Origin of the sequence: Microcoleus sp. B4-C1 (assembly GCF_036705285.1) — a bacterium.
GTDB lineage: Bacteria > Cyanobacteriota > Cyanobacteriia > Cyanobacteriales > Microcoleaceae > Microcoleus.
Window position 1 is genome coordinate 1 of record NZ_JAUBUC010000072.1, and the last position, 15,989, is coordinate 15,989.

14 protein-coding genes are annotated in these 15,989 nt (G+C 46.9%); 10 read left to right on the plus strand and 4 right to left on the minus strand.

Features of this window, described 5'->3' with window-relative positions:
* Positions 1 to 264 precede the first annotated feature (264 nt).
* The 3 genes from QUB26_RS23705 (at position 265) to QUB26_RS23715 (ending at position 3,923) form a co-directional block, all read left to right on the plus strand.
* Positions 265 to 1,512: a GTP cyclohydrolase II gene (locus QUB26_RS23705; RefSeq protein WP_333246978.1), complete on the plus strand. Its 1,248-nt coding sequence runs from the start codon at positions 265 to 267 to the stop codon at positions 1,510 to 1,512.
* 84 nt (positions 1,513 to 1,596) lie between these two features.
* Positions 1,597 to 2,679, plus strand: a complete 1,083-nt coding sequence (locus QUB26_RS23710) for an adenylate/guanylate cyclase domain-containing protein (RefSeq protein WP_333055017.1) — start codon at positions 1,597 to 1,599, stop codon at positions 2,677 to 2,679.
* Complete coding sequence (locus tag QUB26_RS23715; protein WP_333246982.1) at positions 2,676 to 3,923, plus strand: URC4/urg3 family protein; 1,248 nt, start codon at positions 2,676 to 2,678, stop codon at positions 3,921 to 3,923. Before QUB26_RS23710 ends, QUB26_RS23715 begins: the two co-directional genes overlap by 4 nt.
* Here QUB26_RS23715 and QUB26_RS23720 read toward each other — a convergent pair.
* Complete coding sequence (locus QUB26_RS23720; RefSeq protein ID WP_333303045.1) at positions 3,920 to 4,066, minus strand: hypothetical protein; 147 nt, start codon at positions 4,064 to 4,066, stop codon at positions 3,920 to 3,922. The genes QUB26_RS23715 and QUB26_RS23720 overlap by 4 nt on opposite strands.
* Position 4,067: 1 nt before the next feature.
* On the opposite strand from QUB26_RS23720, the gene QUB26_RS23725 reads away from it, so the two are divergent.
* On the plus strand, positions 4,068 to 4,256 hold the full coding sequence (locus QUB26_RS23725; protein WP_333293175.1) for a hypothetical protein: 189 nt from the start codon (positions 4,068 to 4,070) through the stop codon (positions 4,254 to 4,256).
* 62 nt (positions 4,257 to 4,318) lie between these two features.
* Here the strand turns inward: QUB26_RS23725 and QUB26_RS23730 are convergent, their stop codons facing one another.
* Positions 4,319 to 4,891: a DUF4360 domain-containing protein gene (locus QUB26_RS23730; RefSeq protein WP_333319972.1), complete on the minus strand. Its 573-nt coding sequence runs from the start codon at positions 4,889 to 4,891 to the stop codon at positions 4,319 to 4,321.
* Positions 4,892 to 5,594: 703 nt separating this feature from the next.
* Here QUB26_RS23730 and upp point away from each other — a divergent pair.
* The 3 genes from upp to QUB26_RS23745 all read left to right on the plus strand — a co-directional run bounded on the left by upp (position 5,595) and on the right by QUB26_RS23745 (position 8,151).
* On the plus strand, positions 5,595 to 6,230 hold the full coding sequence (upp, locus tag QUB26_RS23735; RefSeq protein WP_333319974.1) for a uracil phosphoribosyltransferase: 636 nt from the start codon (positions 5,595 to 5,597) through the stop codon (positions 6,228 to 6,230).
* 320 nt (positions 6,231 to 6,550) lie between these two features.
* The gene (locus tag QUB26_RS23740) at positions 6,551 to 6,697 is read left to right on the plus strand and encodes a hypothetical protein (RefSeq protein ID WP_006635359.1); all 147 of its coding nucleotides are present in this window, start codon (positions 6,551 to 6,553) and stop codon (positions 6,695 to 6,697) included.
* A 248-nt stretch (positions 6,698 to 6,945) separates the two neighbouring features.
* A complete protein-coding gene (locus QUB26_RS23745) occupies positions 6,946 to 8,151 on the plus strand; it encodes a transposase (RefSeq protein WP_333319976.1) in 1,206 nt (401 codons plus the stop codon).
* 269 nt (positions 8,152 to 8,420) lie between these two features.
* Here QUB26_RS23745 and QUB26_RS23750 read toward each other — a convergent pair whose 3' ends face one another.
* Together QUB26_RS23750 and QUB26_RS23755 are read right to left on the minus strand one after the other, a co-directional pair.
* Positions 8,421 to 10,343 carry a hypothetical protein gene (locus QUB26_RS23750; protein WP_333246745.1) on the minus strand — a complete coding sequence of 641 codons (1,923 nt, stop codon included), beginning with the start codon at positions 10,341 to 10,343 and terminating at the stop codon, positions 8,421 to 8,423.
* A gap of 34 nt (positions 10,344 to 10,377) precedes the next feature.
* Positions 10,378 to 11,799 (minus strand): glycosyltransferase family 4 protein, encoded by a 1,422-nt coding sequence (locus QUB26_RS23755; protein ID WP_333319990.1) that lies wholly within the window; start codon positions 11,797 to 11,799, stop codon positions 10,378 to 10,380.
* Between the two features lie 211 nt (positions 11,800 to 12,010).
* Between QUB26_RS23755 and QUB26_RS23760 the strand changes: the two genes are divergently transcribed.
* The 3 genes from QUB26_RS23760 (at position 12,011) to bicA (ending at position 15,820) form a co-directional block, all read left to right on the plus strand.
* Positions 12,011 to 12,481, plus strand: coding sequence for a tetratricopeptide repeat protein (locus tag QUB26_RS23760; RefSeq protein WP_333055010.1), 471 nt, complete (start codon positions 12,011 to 12,013; stop codon positions 12,479 to 12,481).
* Positions 12,482 to 12,680: 199 nt separating this feature from the next.
* Complete coding sequence (locus QUB26_RS23765) at positions 12,681 to 13,649, plus strand: glycosyltransferase (protein WP_333246748.1); 969 nt, start codon at positions 12,681 to 12,683, stop codon at positions 13,647 to 13,649.
* Between the two features lie 497 nt (positions 13,650 to 14,146).
* On the plus strand, positions 14,147 to 15,820 hold the full coding sequence (gene bicA / locus QUB26_RS23770; RefSeq protein ID WP_333319978.1) for a bicarbonate transporter BicA: 1,674 nt from the start codon (positions 14,147 to 14,149) through the stop codon (positions 15,818 to 15,820).
* The last annotated feature ends 169 nt before the right edge of the window (positions 15,821 to 15,989 follow it).

The following is a 15,989-nucleotide window of genomic DNA, read 5'->3' on the forward strand; positions in this document are numbered from 1 at the left end:
GTCGGGCCCGTCCAAAAAGGACGGGCCCGACGCCCATCCCACAATAACAATTAAAATTGTAAGTTATTTAATTGGCGATCCTTATATCAAATCCGACGAAAACCTCTTGTTATCGTGCAACCCAAGCCGAGAAAGGTTTGTGTGTGTGTAGCGCGATTGTTTCAACCAGGGAGGTGTGTACGGTTGGTATGATGAATCACTGTTTCAGATTGCGATTCGGCTTACAACCAACAGCAGCATCCATAGCAAGAGCCAAAAACAACTGTGTCTAAACCCAAGCATATAGTTTTAACATCCCATCCCGACAGATCCGGCACAAAACCTCATCCCATCCACTGGGGAGAAATCGATCCGCTGAAACGGGGGCCTGTTATTGGTAGCCTTACCAAATCGTCTCACCGGAATGCGATCGGCACTCATTCGGGTTCCTACTCTGTTTATCGCGCGCTAGCAGTTGCGAACGGCGCACTCCAAGCCGATCACCGCCCCGATTTTACCAACACCTCTCCGGCGGCACACATCGGGCCGCATCCGAGTTGGGGCGATCGCAATTTGATTGTTTCTCTCGATCCCTTTGGGGGTTTGGTTAGCGAAGTTTATACTTCATTTCTCCAGCAGGGATACGATATTCGACCGACAATTGCTGTCACTAAAGCTCACATTAATATGCCGGAATTGCAAGATGCCATTGCTAAGGGGCGGGTGCAAATTGATGGCAAAATAGTCAAAGCAGGTGGCAATTTAGCAGTAACTAAAATTGCGATCGATCCGGTGTGGTATTTGCCGGGAATTGCTAGGCGAATCGGCGCCCAAGAAAGCGTTCTCCGCCGTGTCCTGTTCGAGCAAACAGGCGGAATGTTCTCGGATTTAGTGACGCGGCCAGATTTACACGTTTTCTTGCCACCAATTGGCGGAACTACGGTTTATATTATTGGCGATGTCGGGAATATTTCTGACACAGATAAGCAGTTGGCGGTACGGGTACACGATGAATGCAACGGTTCTGATGTCTTCAGTTCGGATATCTGCACTTGTCGCCCTTATTTGGTACACGGGATGGAAATTTGCATCCAAACTGCACAATCCGGCGGTTCTGGGGTAATAGTTTACTTCCGCAAGGAAGGGAGAGCTTTGGGGGAAGTGACTAAGTTTTTGGTGTACAATGCCAGAAAACGGCAGGAAGGTGGCGATCGCGCTGATGCCTATTTTACGCGCACTGAATGTGTTGCGGGAGTTCAAGATATGCGGTTTCAAGAACTAATGCCAGACGTGCTGCACTGGTTGGGGATCTCTCGCATTGACAGTTTAGTTTCTATGAGCGATATGAAATACAATGCGATTATCAATTCTGGCATTCAGGTGGTCGATCGCATCCCCATTCCTGAAGATTGGATTCCTGCAGACGCACAAGTCGAAATCGTCGCCAAAAAAGCCGCCGGCTACTACACGCCTGACCCTGTGCCAGATGCTACAATTCTTGCAGAAGCGATCGGACGCGATTTAGGAGATTGAGAGGGCTAAGACGCGATCGGACGCGAACTATCGCGTCTTGGCCACATAAAATTATTGCTGGTTTTTGATCAGTCAGGGTAGGTTATGGCTAATTTGCGTTCTAGTGTGATCGTAAAAACAGATATTTGTGGATATACCGCCAGAGTCAAAAAATTATCTCAGTCGGACTTAAGTAGTTTGTTAAACGAGCATAAAACTTTTGTTTCAGATATTAGCGCCAGAAATGAAGGCAGCGTGATTAAAGGGGAAGGTGATTCATTTTGGATAATTTTTCCCAGCGTCACAGCAGCGGCGGTAGCAGCCATAGAAATGCAGCAAGAATTGAGAGCGCAACAATCTAGCAAGGCGAACGACGAACGATTGGCTATTCGCGTGTCGATTACATTAGGAGATGTCTTGCATCAAGATAAAGATATCTTTGGCGATACGGTGAATTTAACAGCGCGTATAGAATCAGTAACTCCGCCGGATGAAATATATTTGTCCCAAGCAGCATGGCTGGCGCTCAACAAAGCAGAAGTGCAAACGTCTTTTGTTAACGAGTTTTCTTTGAAAGGGATGAGCGAACCTGAAAAAGTTTACAAAGTTGACCAAAGTTACAAAACGCGAATTATCAAGAATCAAGCAATAATTAAAGCAGATTTGAGAGGTTTTATAGCCTATCAAGAATCTAATTCGATCAAAGATGTGGAATATTTGCTCACCAACTTTGATACTTTTGAAAAAACAATTTGCGAAGAATACGGCGGCACAATTCGGAGTATTGTTGGCGATTCGCATTTGTTGACTTTCCCGGAAGCTCACTCAGCCTTAGCGGCAATGGAAAGTCTGTGCGAGAATTGGAAACTTTTTATTGACGCCAATCAAATACCTTGCGGCTTGTCGGTGGGAGTTGCTAAGGGAAATTTATATATATTTAGGTCTTGCACTTACGGAAAAGATATTCACATAGCCGACAGGCTGGAAGATTTAAGTAAAATAGTATGTCCGGGTAGAGAAAGAAATTCGGTCATAGTTTCCGATCAAATAAAACGCGAAGTCAGCGGGTCTAAGTGGGAATATAAGCTGATCAAAATCGATAAAAATGCGATTTTAGATAATCTTTTAGATTACAGTCAGTTTGACTTTTTTCAAGAAAACGATGTTTACCGCTGTTTGGTAGTATGAACTTGGGCAATAGTGAACTTGAGACTGTAGAATATCTGAGAACGCCGGCTGCTATTCGTCAAAAGTGCGATCGGCTTTTTGATTTAGCCAGCCACGACAAACTTCGCTACTTCCGTGTCGATTTATCCCAACTCGACAAAGCAGCAAATTATGTAATTGACACCACGCGCCAACAATATCCCGATTTTAACATTCCCTTTCACAGTCGCTGGCGACATTTTGAAGCCGGCAACCTGTCGCGACTCGCCGAATTGAATGCAGCAATAGCCGAATTTGCACTCATAGAGCAAGCTAAGATCAAATTTGATTTAGCCATTGTCAGCGTTTTGCTTGATGCCGGTGCTGGTGCAGATTGGCAGTATTGCGAATCCGAAACCGGACAGGTTTACCGCCGTTCTGAAGGGTTAGCAATAGCCAGCTTGCGGATGTTTTGTCAAGGTGTTTTTTCCAGCAATCCCAATTTTCCTTGGCAAGCTGATTCTCAGGGACTTTCTCAATTAAAACTAGAAACCTTAGCTGCTGGATTTCAGGTAAGTCGAGACAATCCGCTAGTTGGTTTAACAGGCAGATTAGAATTATTGCAGCGTTTGGGAAATGCGATTTGCCAGCATCCATTATTATTTGGCAGCGAAAACCCGCGTCCCGGCAATTTGGCAACATACTTGCTCAACAGTGGGGTTTCTGAAGTCAACACTGTGAAGGCTTCTGAAGTGTTGAGCGCTATTTTGACAGGTTTTGGGGAAATTTGGCCGGGAAGATATGCAATTGGTGGTGTTAATTTAGGCGATGTTTGGCGGCATCCGGCTTTAACAGGAGAAAATCTGGGAGATGAATTGGTGCCGTTTCACAAACTCTCGCAGTGGTTGACTTATTCGCTGTTGGAACCGCTGCAAGAACTTGGTTTAGAAGTCGCGGGATTGGATGAGTTAACGGGATTGCCGGAGTACCGCAACGGCGGTTTGTGTTTGGATATCGGGCTGCTGCAGCCAAAAGATTCGGCTATTTTTGCACAGAGTTACTTGCCTGGTTCGGAAGTTATAGTAGAATGGCGATCGCTGACTGTGAATCTTTTAGATAAAATTGCCGCTGCTATTCGAGAAAAGCTGCATTTGAGTGCGGAACAATTGCCGCTGGTGAAGATTTTGCAAGGAGGAACTTGGGCGGCGGGGCGGAAAATTGCGGGCGAATTGAGGCCTGGTGGAGTGCCGCCAATTCAGATTGAAAGTGACGGGACTGTGTTTTAGAGGGAAGAAGGAAGTTCGGCAACGGATTCTGTAACGGATATAACGGATGTCAGGAAGAAGGAAAAGGGAAGTTCGGCAACGGATTCGCTCGACGGATGTAACGGATGTAACTCACATCTTGCACCATTCTCAAGAACGGGCAAGATGCCCGTTCCACAAAGAGTAGATTTTCTTGTGGAACAGGCATCTTGCCTGTTGCTGACAATGGTGCAAGATATCAGATGTAACGGATGTCAAGAAGAGGGAAGAAGCAAGAGGGAAGAAGCAAGAGGGAAGAAGAAAGAGGGAAGAAGCAAGAAGGAAGAGGGAAAATTATTCCCTCTTCCAACTTAAAATTCAAAATTCCAAATTCAAACCTGAAAACAATACCTCACACTACACTCCCAACAAGCTGCTTAGCGGCAAGTGCGATATTTGACGCGATCGACTAAACCGCGATGAGCCAAATCGAAGGAGTCAACGGTTGCCATGCCGGCACCGCGGGCTGTCATTGCAGCATTTACTCGCATATTTACACTGTCGCCGCAGCGAGACCAAACATTAGCTACAGTGGCTAACTTATCTCGAACATTGTAGTTAGTTTCGCCGCTGAGATTCCGATTAAAAACTGGGCCGCGAGTGCCAGCGAAAAAGTATTCTGCTCGCAGGTTGCCTGTGGTTTTAGGAGCCACGTAGCCGCGATAATCAGCATCGTAGATAGAAATTTGGAAGCCTTGGGGTACTTTGATGGGAATGCTCAGATTGCAGCTTTTTCGGCTTTCTGCTGAGACATTTCCCAGGGCTACAAATTTGTCAAATAGGATGGTGAGTTCTTGACCGTCTGGGCTGACGCTGACGCTGGCAGAGCGATCTGGGCAACCGCTACCGCCGTAGCTTGCACCTAAAATTTGAACGGCAGGATTAGCCAAGGCGGGGCTGATAGAAGCAGTCATTAATGCCGTAGCTAGCAATAGTTTTACAAACTTCATGGATGTTCTCCTTACTTCATAAGTAAAGTTGTGTGTTAGGAGCACCCTAAAAAATTGGAACTGAATTTAGGTAATGTTTTTTAGACGGGGATATAACCGCTTTCATGTGGAAAGATGAAAAGCCATTACAGCCAAGCTTATGACCTTATGTGAAGTTCCTAGTCAGTTTTTTTCAATTAGTTAATTAATCGAAAAAATAGGTTTTCTGCTGATACTTTCTATGATTCATGTCTGCTCCTAAAAGTTCCGGAAGATTTCGGTGCGAAACTCCGGATCTGTGTTATGGCAATCCTTGCAGGAGTCGTAAACTTTTTACCCCACCCCAACCCTCCCCTTATCAAGGGGAGGGAGTAAGAAATTCACAAATGATTTAGGATTGCTATAACAGGCTTGGACTGAGTGCGGCGAGACCAGTCGGGAGGCTTTTGTCCCCGGATTTGCATTCCCAGGAAGAGCGCGGGAAGGAGAGGAAACGAGATAATGACATATTTGTGTATTTTCAAACCTCGCATATTTAGTGTCGCGCTGCGCGGAAGAAAGGCAAGTGTAGAAGCGAATTTTATTCGCGCGGTATTCCTGTTTTCAATACAGGTTTGATATAAGTAGTCCTGGATGCAGTGGCCGTAAAAACCTGTTTTTTTTTTCGTCAAGAAGGCGTTGATGGCTGATAAGTTAGAATAAAGCAAATTAATTGTTCAAAAAAATGAGTGCTAAAGTTACTGTCATTGACCATCCTTTGATACAGCACAAGTTAACTCTCATGCGCCAAACTCAAACGAGTACGGCGAAATTTCGCCAACTGCTGAAAGAGATTGGACTGCTGCTAGCTTATGAAGTGACGCGAGATTTGCCGCTAAAATACGAACAAATAGAAACGCCGATCGCCAAAATGAATGCACCGGTGCTGGCTGCAGAAAAGAAAATTGTTATTATTTCAATTATGCGCGCCGGTCAGGGACTGTTAGATAGTATTTTAGAGCTGATTCCGTCTGCGAGGGTAGGACATATTGGTTTGTACCGCGATCCGACAACTCGGATGGCGATCGAATATTATTTCAAAGTTCCCCAGGATATCGAACAGCGAGATGTTTTAATTGTCGATCCGATGCTGGCTACTGGTAATTCAGCAGTGGCGGCAGTGGATAGGCTGAAAGAAGTTAATCCGAAGTCTATTAAATTTTTGTGCTTGCTGGCGGCGCCGGAGGGAGTGGGGCACTTTCACGAACAACACCCTGACGTGCAGATTTATACGGCTGCTGTTGACGAGTGTTTGGACGAGCACGGGTATATTGTACCGGGATTGGGAGATGCGGGCGATCGACTTTACGGCACTCTGTGAATTCAATAAAATTATTTTCTGCTGTATATGCCAATACATTCATTTAAAAATAAGTTTACTAACATAAGCATTGGTTGGATAGTGCCATACAATGTAAATTGTAAAATTTTAATGTCAGGAAAAGCCTATATATAACAATGGTTGTAGGGTTTTCTCACATTAAATTCGTAAATTGCATTATCTAGATGTATTTACTGCATTTTATGGAGCAAATCTCTGCCTTTAGTGTAATTAATTCCAGGAATTTAGTTCATAAAATAGATGTATGATGCTCACCGTTTGTGATCAACTAATTATATTTCTTGACGAGGGAAAAAACAATGGAGACTACAGCACAGAAAGAAGCCCCAACTCAGCCTGTTGAGGAAGTGAAAATTAACAATATCAACAGTTTGGAGTTTGAGCTTTGGGCTAAAGCAGTCAAACGGCAGATGATTGCAGCACTCTCTAAAAAGGGCGCGATTTGAGAGCTCTGGGTTTTTTGTGTGCAACTTGTGTTAATTAATTAAATTAACAAAATTTTTGTCTGCATTGTTGTCCGAGTTACGGGAGGGGCAAGAGAAAGAATTTTCCTTTTTCCGAGTTTTGGACGTACAGGTGGAAGGAAGCCGGGTTTTTTTACCAAAGAACTGGGTCTAAAGCCCCGTCCTTCTAGGACGGCTTTTTATTCTGTTGGAACTGTGGTAGAGTTTTTATATTCAGTTCAACAACGTAAATGCTGGTATTTGAAGCCAAGTTAGAAGGAAAGAACGAGCAGTACGAGCCGCTAGACGAAGCCATTCGTACCGCTCGTTTCATTCGTAATAGCTGTATCAGATACTGGATGGACAACAAAGGAACTGGGCGCTACGAATTAACTGCCTATTGTGCAATTCTTGCCAAAGAATTCCCTTGGGCAAACAAGCTCAACTCAATGGCACGACAAGCCTCTGCTGAAAGAGCCTGGTCATCTATCGCTCGGTTCTACAACAATTGCAAGAAGGGAAAGCCCGGAAAGAAAGGATTTCCTCGCTTCAAGAAGCATGAGACACACGGTTCTGTTGAATACAAGACCTGTGGGTGGAAGCTTTCAGAAGACAGAAGAAGTATTAACTTCAGCGATGGCTTCAAAGCAGGAAGTTTTAAGCTGTGGGGATCCCGTGACCTGCATTTCTATCAGTTGAATCAAATCAAGCGGGTACGAGTAGTCCGTCGAGCTGACGGGTACTATGTCCAATTCTGTATTGATACTGAACGAACCCAGAAGCGAGAGCCAACCGGGAAGACTATTGGCTTAGACGTAGGGTTAGCCCATTTTTATACGGACTCTGACGGAGATTCCGTTGAGAATCCACGCCATCTGAGAAAGTCTGAGAAGGCGCTTAAGCGGCTTAATCGTAGACTTTCGAGAACCCAGAAAGGCTCTAAGAATAGAGCCAAGGCGAGGAACCGCCTGAGTAGAAAACACCTCAAGGTAAGTAGGCAGCGTAAAGACTTTGCTGTGAAATTGGCAAGGTGCGTAGTCCAGTCCAACGACTTGGTAGCCTATGAAGACTTGCAGGTGAAGAACATGGTTAAAAACAAAAAACTCTCCAAGTCGATATCAGATGCGGCTTGGAAAGCTTTTAGGAACTGGGTAGAATACTTCGGTAAAGTATTTGGGGTGGTGACTGTTGCAGTACCTCCTCACTACACCAGCCAGAACTGCTCTAGTTGTGGGAAGGTGGCAAAGAAATCACTAAGTCAGAGAACTCACCAGTGTCCTCACTGTGGTTTTGTCTTAGACCGTGATTGGAACGCGGCTCGAAACATACTGGAACTTGGATTGCGTACCGTGGGACACACGGGAACCCTTAACGCCTCTGGAGACATCGACCTCTGCTTGAGTGAGGAAACTCCTTCAAGTAAGCGGAGTCGTAGAAAGAGGAAGCCCAAGAAGTGATTCTTGGAATCCCCGTTCGTTCACGCCGGGGAGGATGTCAAGAAAATACTTCTGTTGCGATCGGCAGAAATGGTAAAAAAACCCGGTTTCTTTGTGTCATATCATGTCCGATCGAGTGACCGCGATTAAAAGGGCGGGTTTTTGAGATTGTCATTTATTGGCAGATATTTTTCGTGAGGGGAGCCCCTACCGTATTATGGGTAATCGACCGGACATAATATCAAGAGTGCCTCCGGGACTGTTCTATCTGCCGAAGGCTTTCTGCCAGATTACGATCGCTTGTCAACCGCCGCCAGCAAGCGCAGACTTCCGTCTTGAATCTGCACTGCTTTCACCGTTCCCACAGCAACTCTTTGTTGACCGTTAGCCATCGCTACCTCAATCTTAATCTTGGGGTCAGCCTGTAATCCTAGCCGCCCCCAGAGCCACTTGACTTGAGTAGCAGGAAAAGAACTCACTTCTACATCAGAAAATGGTGAATTAACCCAGCGGCTACCGTCGTAAAAACTTGCTACCTGCACCTGATACCAAACTTGTTCTCCTGCCAATTTTAACTCATTGTTCGGTTCTGGTTCCAGCCACTCAGCGGGATTGACACTGTTAATTAAAGTAGCAGAACCCATAATTTGACTTTTGTGGTCTTCTAAACTTTCCGCCTGAGAAACTGCTTCCTGAAGTTTGTTGACCAAATTCCGAATTCGAGTTCTTGTTTCGCTGTCAGTATCTGATTGCTGGTCGAGCCAATTCATCGCTTCGCGAGTGCCGTCTTGAGAAGCTACAATCAGGGCGCCCCAAGCCTTGACATCGGCGTCAGCGGCATTCACTCTCAAGGCGGCGTCGATGCGGTTCCAGATCCGCCCGCTGTCATTTTTGAGGGTTGTGGCTATTTCGTGAGAGTTGCTCGGATCGGCTTCAAATACTTGCAAAGCTTCAGTCCAGCGGCCGTCGATCAATTCTGCGAGAACTTGTTGACCGGGACTGGCCCAAGATGCGATCGCCTGCGCCCGAGTAATTTTAGCGTGAAATTCGATCGTTTCTAGCTGAGCTTGCGCGACTGCGGGCCAATTTTTGCCGGCTTTCCCCTTCGCCACACGCATAACATTTAATGCTGGAGACCACAGCCCGCTTTTCGCCAGTCGCAGCCCATTTTTGTAAGTCTCGTCATTGAAGGCAAATTCTTCTAAAGAAATAGCGGTTAACTGAACTGGGTTGGGCAAAAATTTGCGCGGGCCAATTTGATAAAGGGTAAATTGCGGCTCTAAACCAACTGTTTGGTCGATCGCCAACTGGGGGTTTTCGCCCTTAACAATTTGCTGCCAATTCGGCGGTTGTCCAGCCGCACTCGCCCACTCCAACAGCGGCATTAAATGATTTTGGCTGGGGTTGTAGCGAACGACTTGTCCGTAGGGAATTTTCTTGTCGCCCTGCTTTAGTTGACCGCTGACATTAAACCAAATGCCCGATGCGGGGGGCTTGCCGTCAAATCGCCGCAGTTCTGTTAGGGGTAGCGACTGATTGGAGGCTTGATTGTTAGATGTAGAGTCAGCTAAAGAAGCAATGACAAAAGATTCCGCAGGGCCTTCTACATTCACAGAACTTGCTAGTTGGAAATACTGCTCTTTATCGGAACTGCGATCGGGAAATTGCACTCGCTTGTACACCCGAAGTTCGACAATTTGACGGCAAGGATTTTTGCAAACAGTAGAAGCCTTAACAGTTCTTTCTACCATCACCGGCAATAACAAATCGGAAATAGAATTATCGCGGGATTGATCGACGGGAAGCGACAGGGGTTCTCCGGTTACGAATCCCAATTTGCGGATGCTGGCTTTGATTTGATCGAGAGTTTGGATCGAATCTCTGCTACCTGTAGGCAGGCGCGACCATTCCGGCACAAATTGAGAGATCAACTTGTTGCCATTGGGATCGACGATGAGCTGATAACTCAGCCAAGCGCCGCCTCCCATTAAAGCTGCACAGCCACCCAAGATGCTGAGGGCTGTCAAATTAGCTATCAGTCTTTTCCAGGGATATCTGGCGCGAGTTCGGGGAGTAGGTATTGGAAGCGGGGACTCTTGAAGATTTTTGGGGCGTCGGGTTTGGCGCCGGCGTCTTGTGGGGGGAGGAGCAACTTTGGGATTTTCTGGGGGTTTGGCTCGATTTTTTGAGGGGTTAATTTTGTGTTCCATCATGCCATTTTAGAATTTAGATTTTAGAATTTAGAGTTTAAAATTGCAATAGCCGATCGTACTGCCGACCTATGATATCCCAAGTGTATTGGCTTTCAACGAGCGATCGCGCGTTGACAGAGAGCTCCTGTCTTAGCTGCTGATTTTCAAACAAACTGGCGATCGCCTCAACATACTCCTGAACTTTGTTCGCCCGCAAGGCCCTTCTCGGTTGTGCGCCGCCATCGACGGCTAAACCCTCCAAACCTCGATCGCTAGCAACCACGGGAGTTCCCGCAGCCATCGCCTCCAAAGTTTTATTTTTAATCCCAAAACCAATCCGCATCGGCACCACACAAACAGCAGCTTGATGCAAATATTCTGCCACCCTTTGCACCCGACCTACTACTTGAATTCCGGGAAGTTTCCCCAAGGCGAGCACTTCCGGGACTGGCGAAGCCCCGACTAAGGTGAGGGTAGCATCGGGATAGCGCTGCTGCAAAGGCGGCATTATTTGCAAACTGAGAAACCGCGCTGCGTCAATATTGGGCAAATTGTTCATTGCGCCTGCAAAAATTAAGGTATGTCCTCCCGGATCGATCGACCGATACGGAAATTGAGTTAAATCCACGCCGTTAGGAATTACATCTATGGGAGGTACAAAAAAATCTTGTTTTCCTCGCACCTGTACCGAAGGCAACAGTAATTCGAGGAGTTGCTCTCTGTCTGTGGATGTTGTCGCAACAATGCGGGAGAATTTGGAACAGTAGCGTTTTTCGTAGCGGGCGAGTAGCGGTAAATTTAGTCGATCGCGCAGGGGTTTTTCCGAGGTGCCGGTTGCTAACATTTCCCTGCAAGTTCCCCAAACGGAACTGTGAATGTTTGCTACTGTCAGCAGTTTTTGCCGCCATTCGGGACGCACGTAAATCTCGTTAACGCTGTGCTCGCAGGTGACAGTATCGCATTTGCCTGCTGTTACCAATTCGTCTGCCCAATTCTGCATTGCTTGGGAGTAGCTTGAGAGTACGTTTGGAGGTGTTCCCGACTGCAAAAATCGACTGAATCTGTGGAATTTTCCTATTATTTCAGAGAACCCCCCCTCAGTCCCCCCCTTGTTAAGGGGGGGAGGCAAGAAGCCCTCCTCAAGCCCCTGGTTAAGGGCAGGAAATAACCCCCCCTCAGTCCCCCCCTTGTTAAGGGGGGGAGGTAAGAATCCTTCCTCAGTCTCCTGGTGGAGTCTTAGCCCCCCCTTGACAAGGGGGGGTTGGGGGGGTAATCGCGGGTTGGGAAAAACTGCTAATTCTGTGACTTGCTGGCGCAATGTGTCGATTTGTGCGTCGGTGACATCGGGCGATCGTACAGTGCCGAGAATTACCTCATGCCGCCGGCTCAAGTATTGTAATAAATTAAACGTCCTTACCTGAGTTCCTCCGCGGCTGGGCGGATAGGGAAAAGTTGAGGAAAGCATCAAAATCTTCATGGGATGTGAGATAAACTGAGATGTTGCACCATTCTCAATTACTTGTTTAGGAACAGGCTTTTCGGCCTGTTCCACAAAGAGTGAATTTTCTTGTGGAACAGGCCGAAAAGCCTGTTAAGCGAGAATGGTGCAAGATGTGAGATAAATAAATTTGCCGCTTGCGCGATAAAATTGATTGATAAAACGTTTTTTTTTAACAATCTTCGCACCTATGGACGAATTATCTCTTAAGGCGCTGCTGGAAGACTTGAAAAAGTCCGACGAAAGTGTTCGCGATCGGGCAACTACTGAACTCTGGCACACTTGGTTTAACCAGAAAGGTGACTATGGGATGCAAATTCTCAGGCGAGCGCAAGTTTCGCTGGATGCAGGCGATGTTCACCACGCTTTGGATTTGCTGACGAAATTGATTGCGGAAGCGCCGGATTTTGCGGAAGCTTGGAACCGACGCGCCGTACTTCACTATACTCAAGGAAATTATAAAAAGTCGATCGACGACTGCGAAATTGTCCTCAAACTGAACCCGGTGCATTTTGGGGCGTTGCACGGTCTGGGTTTGTGCTACGCTGCGTTGGGAGAATACCTAAATGCTATTCAAGCTTTTCGTCGCGCTTTGGAAATTCAACCGTTTGCTTTGGTGAATCAAAAGTTAATTCTCGAATGTACGGCTCGTTTGAGTTAAAATTAATTTTCTTGGGCCCAAAAGTGTTAATACCAAATTGTAAGCTGCTACGCATTTAAATTGAATCCAGAGACGGGCAGGATGCCCGTTCCACAATAATAATTGTAGAAAAATTGACTGTCAAATTAGATGCACAACAGCTTAGTCACTTTTGAGCAATCTAAAATCTAAAATCTAAAATCTAAAATTGTCTAAGTTAGTGCCTAAAATTAGCGTTTGCATTCCTACTTACAATCGAGTGCATCTGCTGGCTTGTGCGATCGCCAGCGTGCTAGATCAAACTTATACAGATTTTGAATTAATTATCTGTGATGATGGTTCTACTGACAGCACTCCTTTGTTGATGTCGGAATTTGTCGTAGCTTGCGGGGCGGGACGCCATCGCGGGATTCGCTACATTCGCCACCCGCAGAATATCGGCAAGAGTAATAATATGCGATCGGGCTTTGCTGCTGCAAGAGGCAAATATTTTATCAAGTTTGACGATGACGATCGCCTCAGCGCGCAATTTCTAGAGCGGACATCGGCTATTTTAGATAAAGACCCCAGCATCGATTTTGTCAGTACCGATCACTGGGTGATCGACATTAACAATTATATAGACGAAAACCAGACGAAACTCAATTCGCAGCGGTGGGGGCGCACCGAGTTGTCGGCTGGAATTATTGAAGATTTGCTATCTGCTGTTTTTCTCAGACAAAGTTTGCAAATAGGGGCGACTTTGTTTCGGCGCCGCGCGCTGGAAGAAGTCGGATTTCTGCGGCCGAATTTGCAAAATTGCGAAGATAACGATTTGTTTGTGAGACTTGCGATTGCAGGCAAAAAATGCTATTACTTGCCGGAGCTGTTGATGGAGTATCGAGTTCATGCAGGACAGCAAGGAGTCGATCGGGCAATTCCGTATTTGAATGATAAATTGCGCTATTTGACCGGCTACGAGTTTGAGTCGGAAAAGTTGGAAACAGTCAGGCTCAAAAGGATTGCCGAAACTCAATTAGCGCTAGGTTTGCGACTGATTGAGGTGGGTGAAACTGCAAAAGGACGCCTGATGGTGCGGGCGGGAAAGTCTGTTTCTGCGGCGAAAATGTGGGCAGGTTTGGGATTGTCGCTGCTGCCGGTCGAGTTGCGTCCAAAAGCGTTTGAGTTTGTGCGAGAGTTGATCCAATAAGGAATGAGAATTAAATAACTTAGAATGCGTGATGGTTCTTGTGGGATGGGCGTCCCGCCCGTCCAGAAAGGGCGGGCGGGACGCCCATCCCACTTTCAAGAGTGTAAATTATTTAATTCGCGATCCTAACCATCAATAAGAGTTATTAATTATCAGCAGGGGATAATATATTAATTTATTTGAGTAGGGGGTTTTGTTTGGCCTTGAGATTTGCTCAGATTTGGCTCGATCGAAAACTTTCCGGGGATCGTTGAGAGAGTCGGCTAAAAATAAAAATTCGATCGGACACGTTTTAGATTAAATTAAGAAATTAAGAAATACTGAAAATTAAGTATTTACGACTTTGACATCGATCAGGGACGAGTACAGACCTTTCCTTGGGTCGGCCCTGCTTGTGCTATCTGTCAGGCGATTAGGGAAAACTTTTGCCCTGAGAGTAGGTGAAGGGCTCAAAGTCAGCATTGTTAAATTCTGTCTATTTTATTAATGCACCACTCATGTCAATAACTAATCGGATTAGTTTCAATAATCTCCAGGGCGACATCTTCGGCGGTGTCACGGCTGCCATTGTCTCGCTGCCCTTGGCCCTCGCCTTCGGGGTCGCTTCGGGAATCGGGCCGATCGGCGGACTGTACGGTGCCATTTGTGTTGGCTTCTTTGCGGCGCTGTTTGGCGGCACCCCAACACTGATTTCGGAACCCACAGGGCCGATGACTGTGGTGATGACTGCGATCGTCGCATCCCTCACCGCCAGCAATCCCGAACAAGGGCTAGCAATGTCATTTACCGTTGTGATGCTGGCGGGGCTGTTTCAAATCATCTTTGGTATTTTCAAGCTAGGGAAATACGTCACCCTGATGCCATACAGCGTGATTTCGGGCTTTATGTCGGGAATTGGCGTGATTTTGATCATTCTGCAAATTGCACCGTTTCTGGGTCAAGCCCCTCCCAAAGGAGGTGTTTTGGGCACTTTTATGGCAATTCCGCAGTTGCTGGCAAACGTAAATCCGCCGGAAGCAATTCTCGGTATCTTGACGGTGGCAATTATTTTCCTGATGCCCAAAAAGCTGAAGAAAATCGTACCCCCGCAATTGATAGCGCTGATTGTCGGCACGGTAATTTCCCTGACTGTGTTTCAGGGCGCGGATATTCGCCGGATTGGAGAAATTCCGGTGGGACTGCCTCCCTTGCAATTGCCGACTTTTTCCGCCGGTCAACTCACGGTGATGTTTGTGGATGCGGTGATGCTGGGGATGCTGGGCTGTATCGATACCTTGCTGACGGCGGTGGTGGCGGACAGTCTGACGCGGACTGAGCACAAGTCCGATAAGGAGTTGATCGGTCAAGGAATTGGCAATATCATGTCGGGGATCTGCGGTGGCTTACCGGGCGCCGGGGCAACGATGGGAACTGTGGTCAATATCCAAACAGGCGCGACTTCGGCGTTGTCGGGTTTAACTCGCGCGTTGGTGTTGCTGGTGGTGGTTTTGGGGGCGGCGAAGTTAACTGAACCGATTCCGATGGCGGTGTTGGCGGGGATTGCGCTGAAGGTGGGGATTGATATCCTTGACTGGAGTTTCCTGAAACGATCGCACAAAGTATCTGTTAAGGGTTCCCTGATCATGTACGGGGTACTGTTTTTGACTGTGTTTGTGGATCTGATTGTGGCGGTGGGTGTGGGCGTATTTATTGCCAATATCCTGACAATCGAACGGTTGAGTAGTTTGCAGTCTGCGGGAGTGAAGCTGATTTCCGATACGGATGATGAGGTTCTCCTCAGTCAGGAGGAGAAGCAACTCTTGGATCGGGGTAGGGGGCGCGTGTTGCTGTTCTGCTTGAGCGGCCCGATGATTTTTGGGTTGTCAAAAGCGATCTCCCGCGAACACAATGCTATGAAGGATGCCGATGCTTTGGTGATGGATCTGACTGCTGTGCCCATGCTGGGAGTGACGGCTTCGCTGGCGATCGAAAATGCGATCCGCGATGCCTGCGATAAGGGTTTGCAGGTTTACATCGTCGGTGCCAGCGAGAAAATTCAGCAGCGCTTGCAGAAGTTGGGATTGTTGGATCTGATCGCGCCAGAGCATGTCATGAGCGATCGTACCGCAGCCTTGCGACAAGCCGTCGCTGTGGTTGACAACAAAGGCATCCCCTTGGGAGTGCCTGTGTAACAAGCCAGGAATTCGCCAAAATAGTAGTGGTTTAGCAGGAGTTCCAGTTTCTCCTGCTATTTTTATGGCTCGATCGATCGTTTCATATCGTTTCCGGTTGTATCACTATTGTTCAAATGTCCAAACAGTCCGATCGAAAGCATAATTTTAGTCAACAGCCAACAGCCAG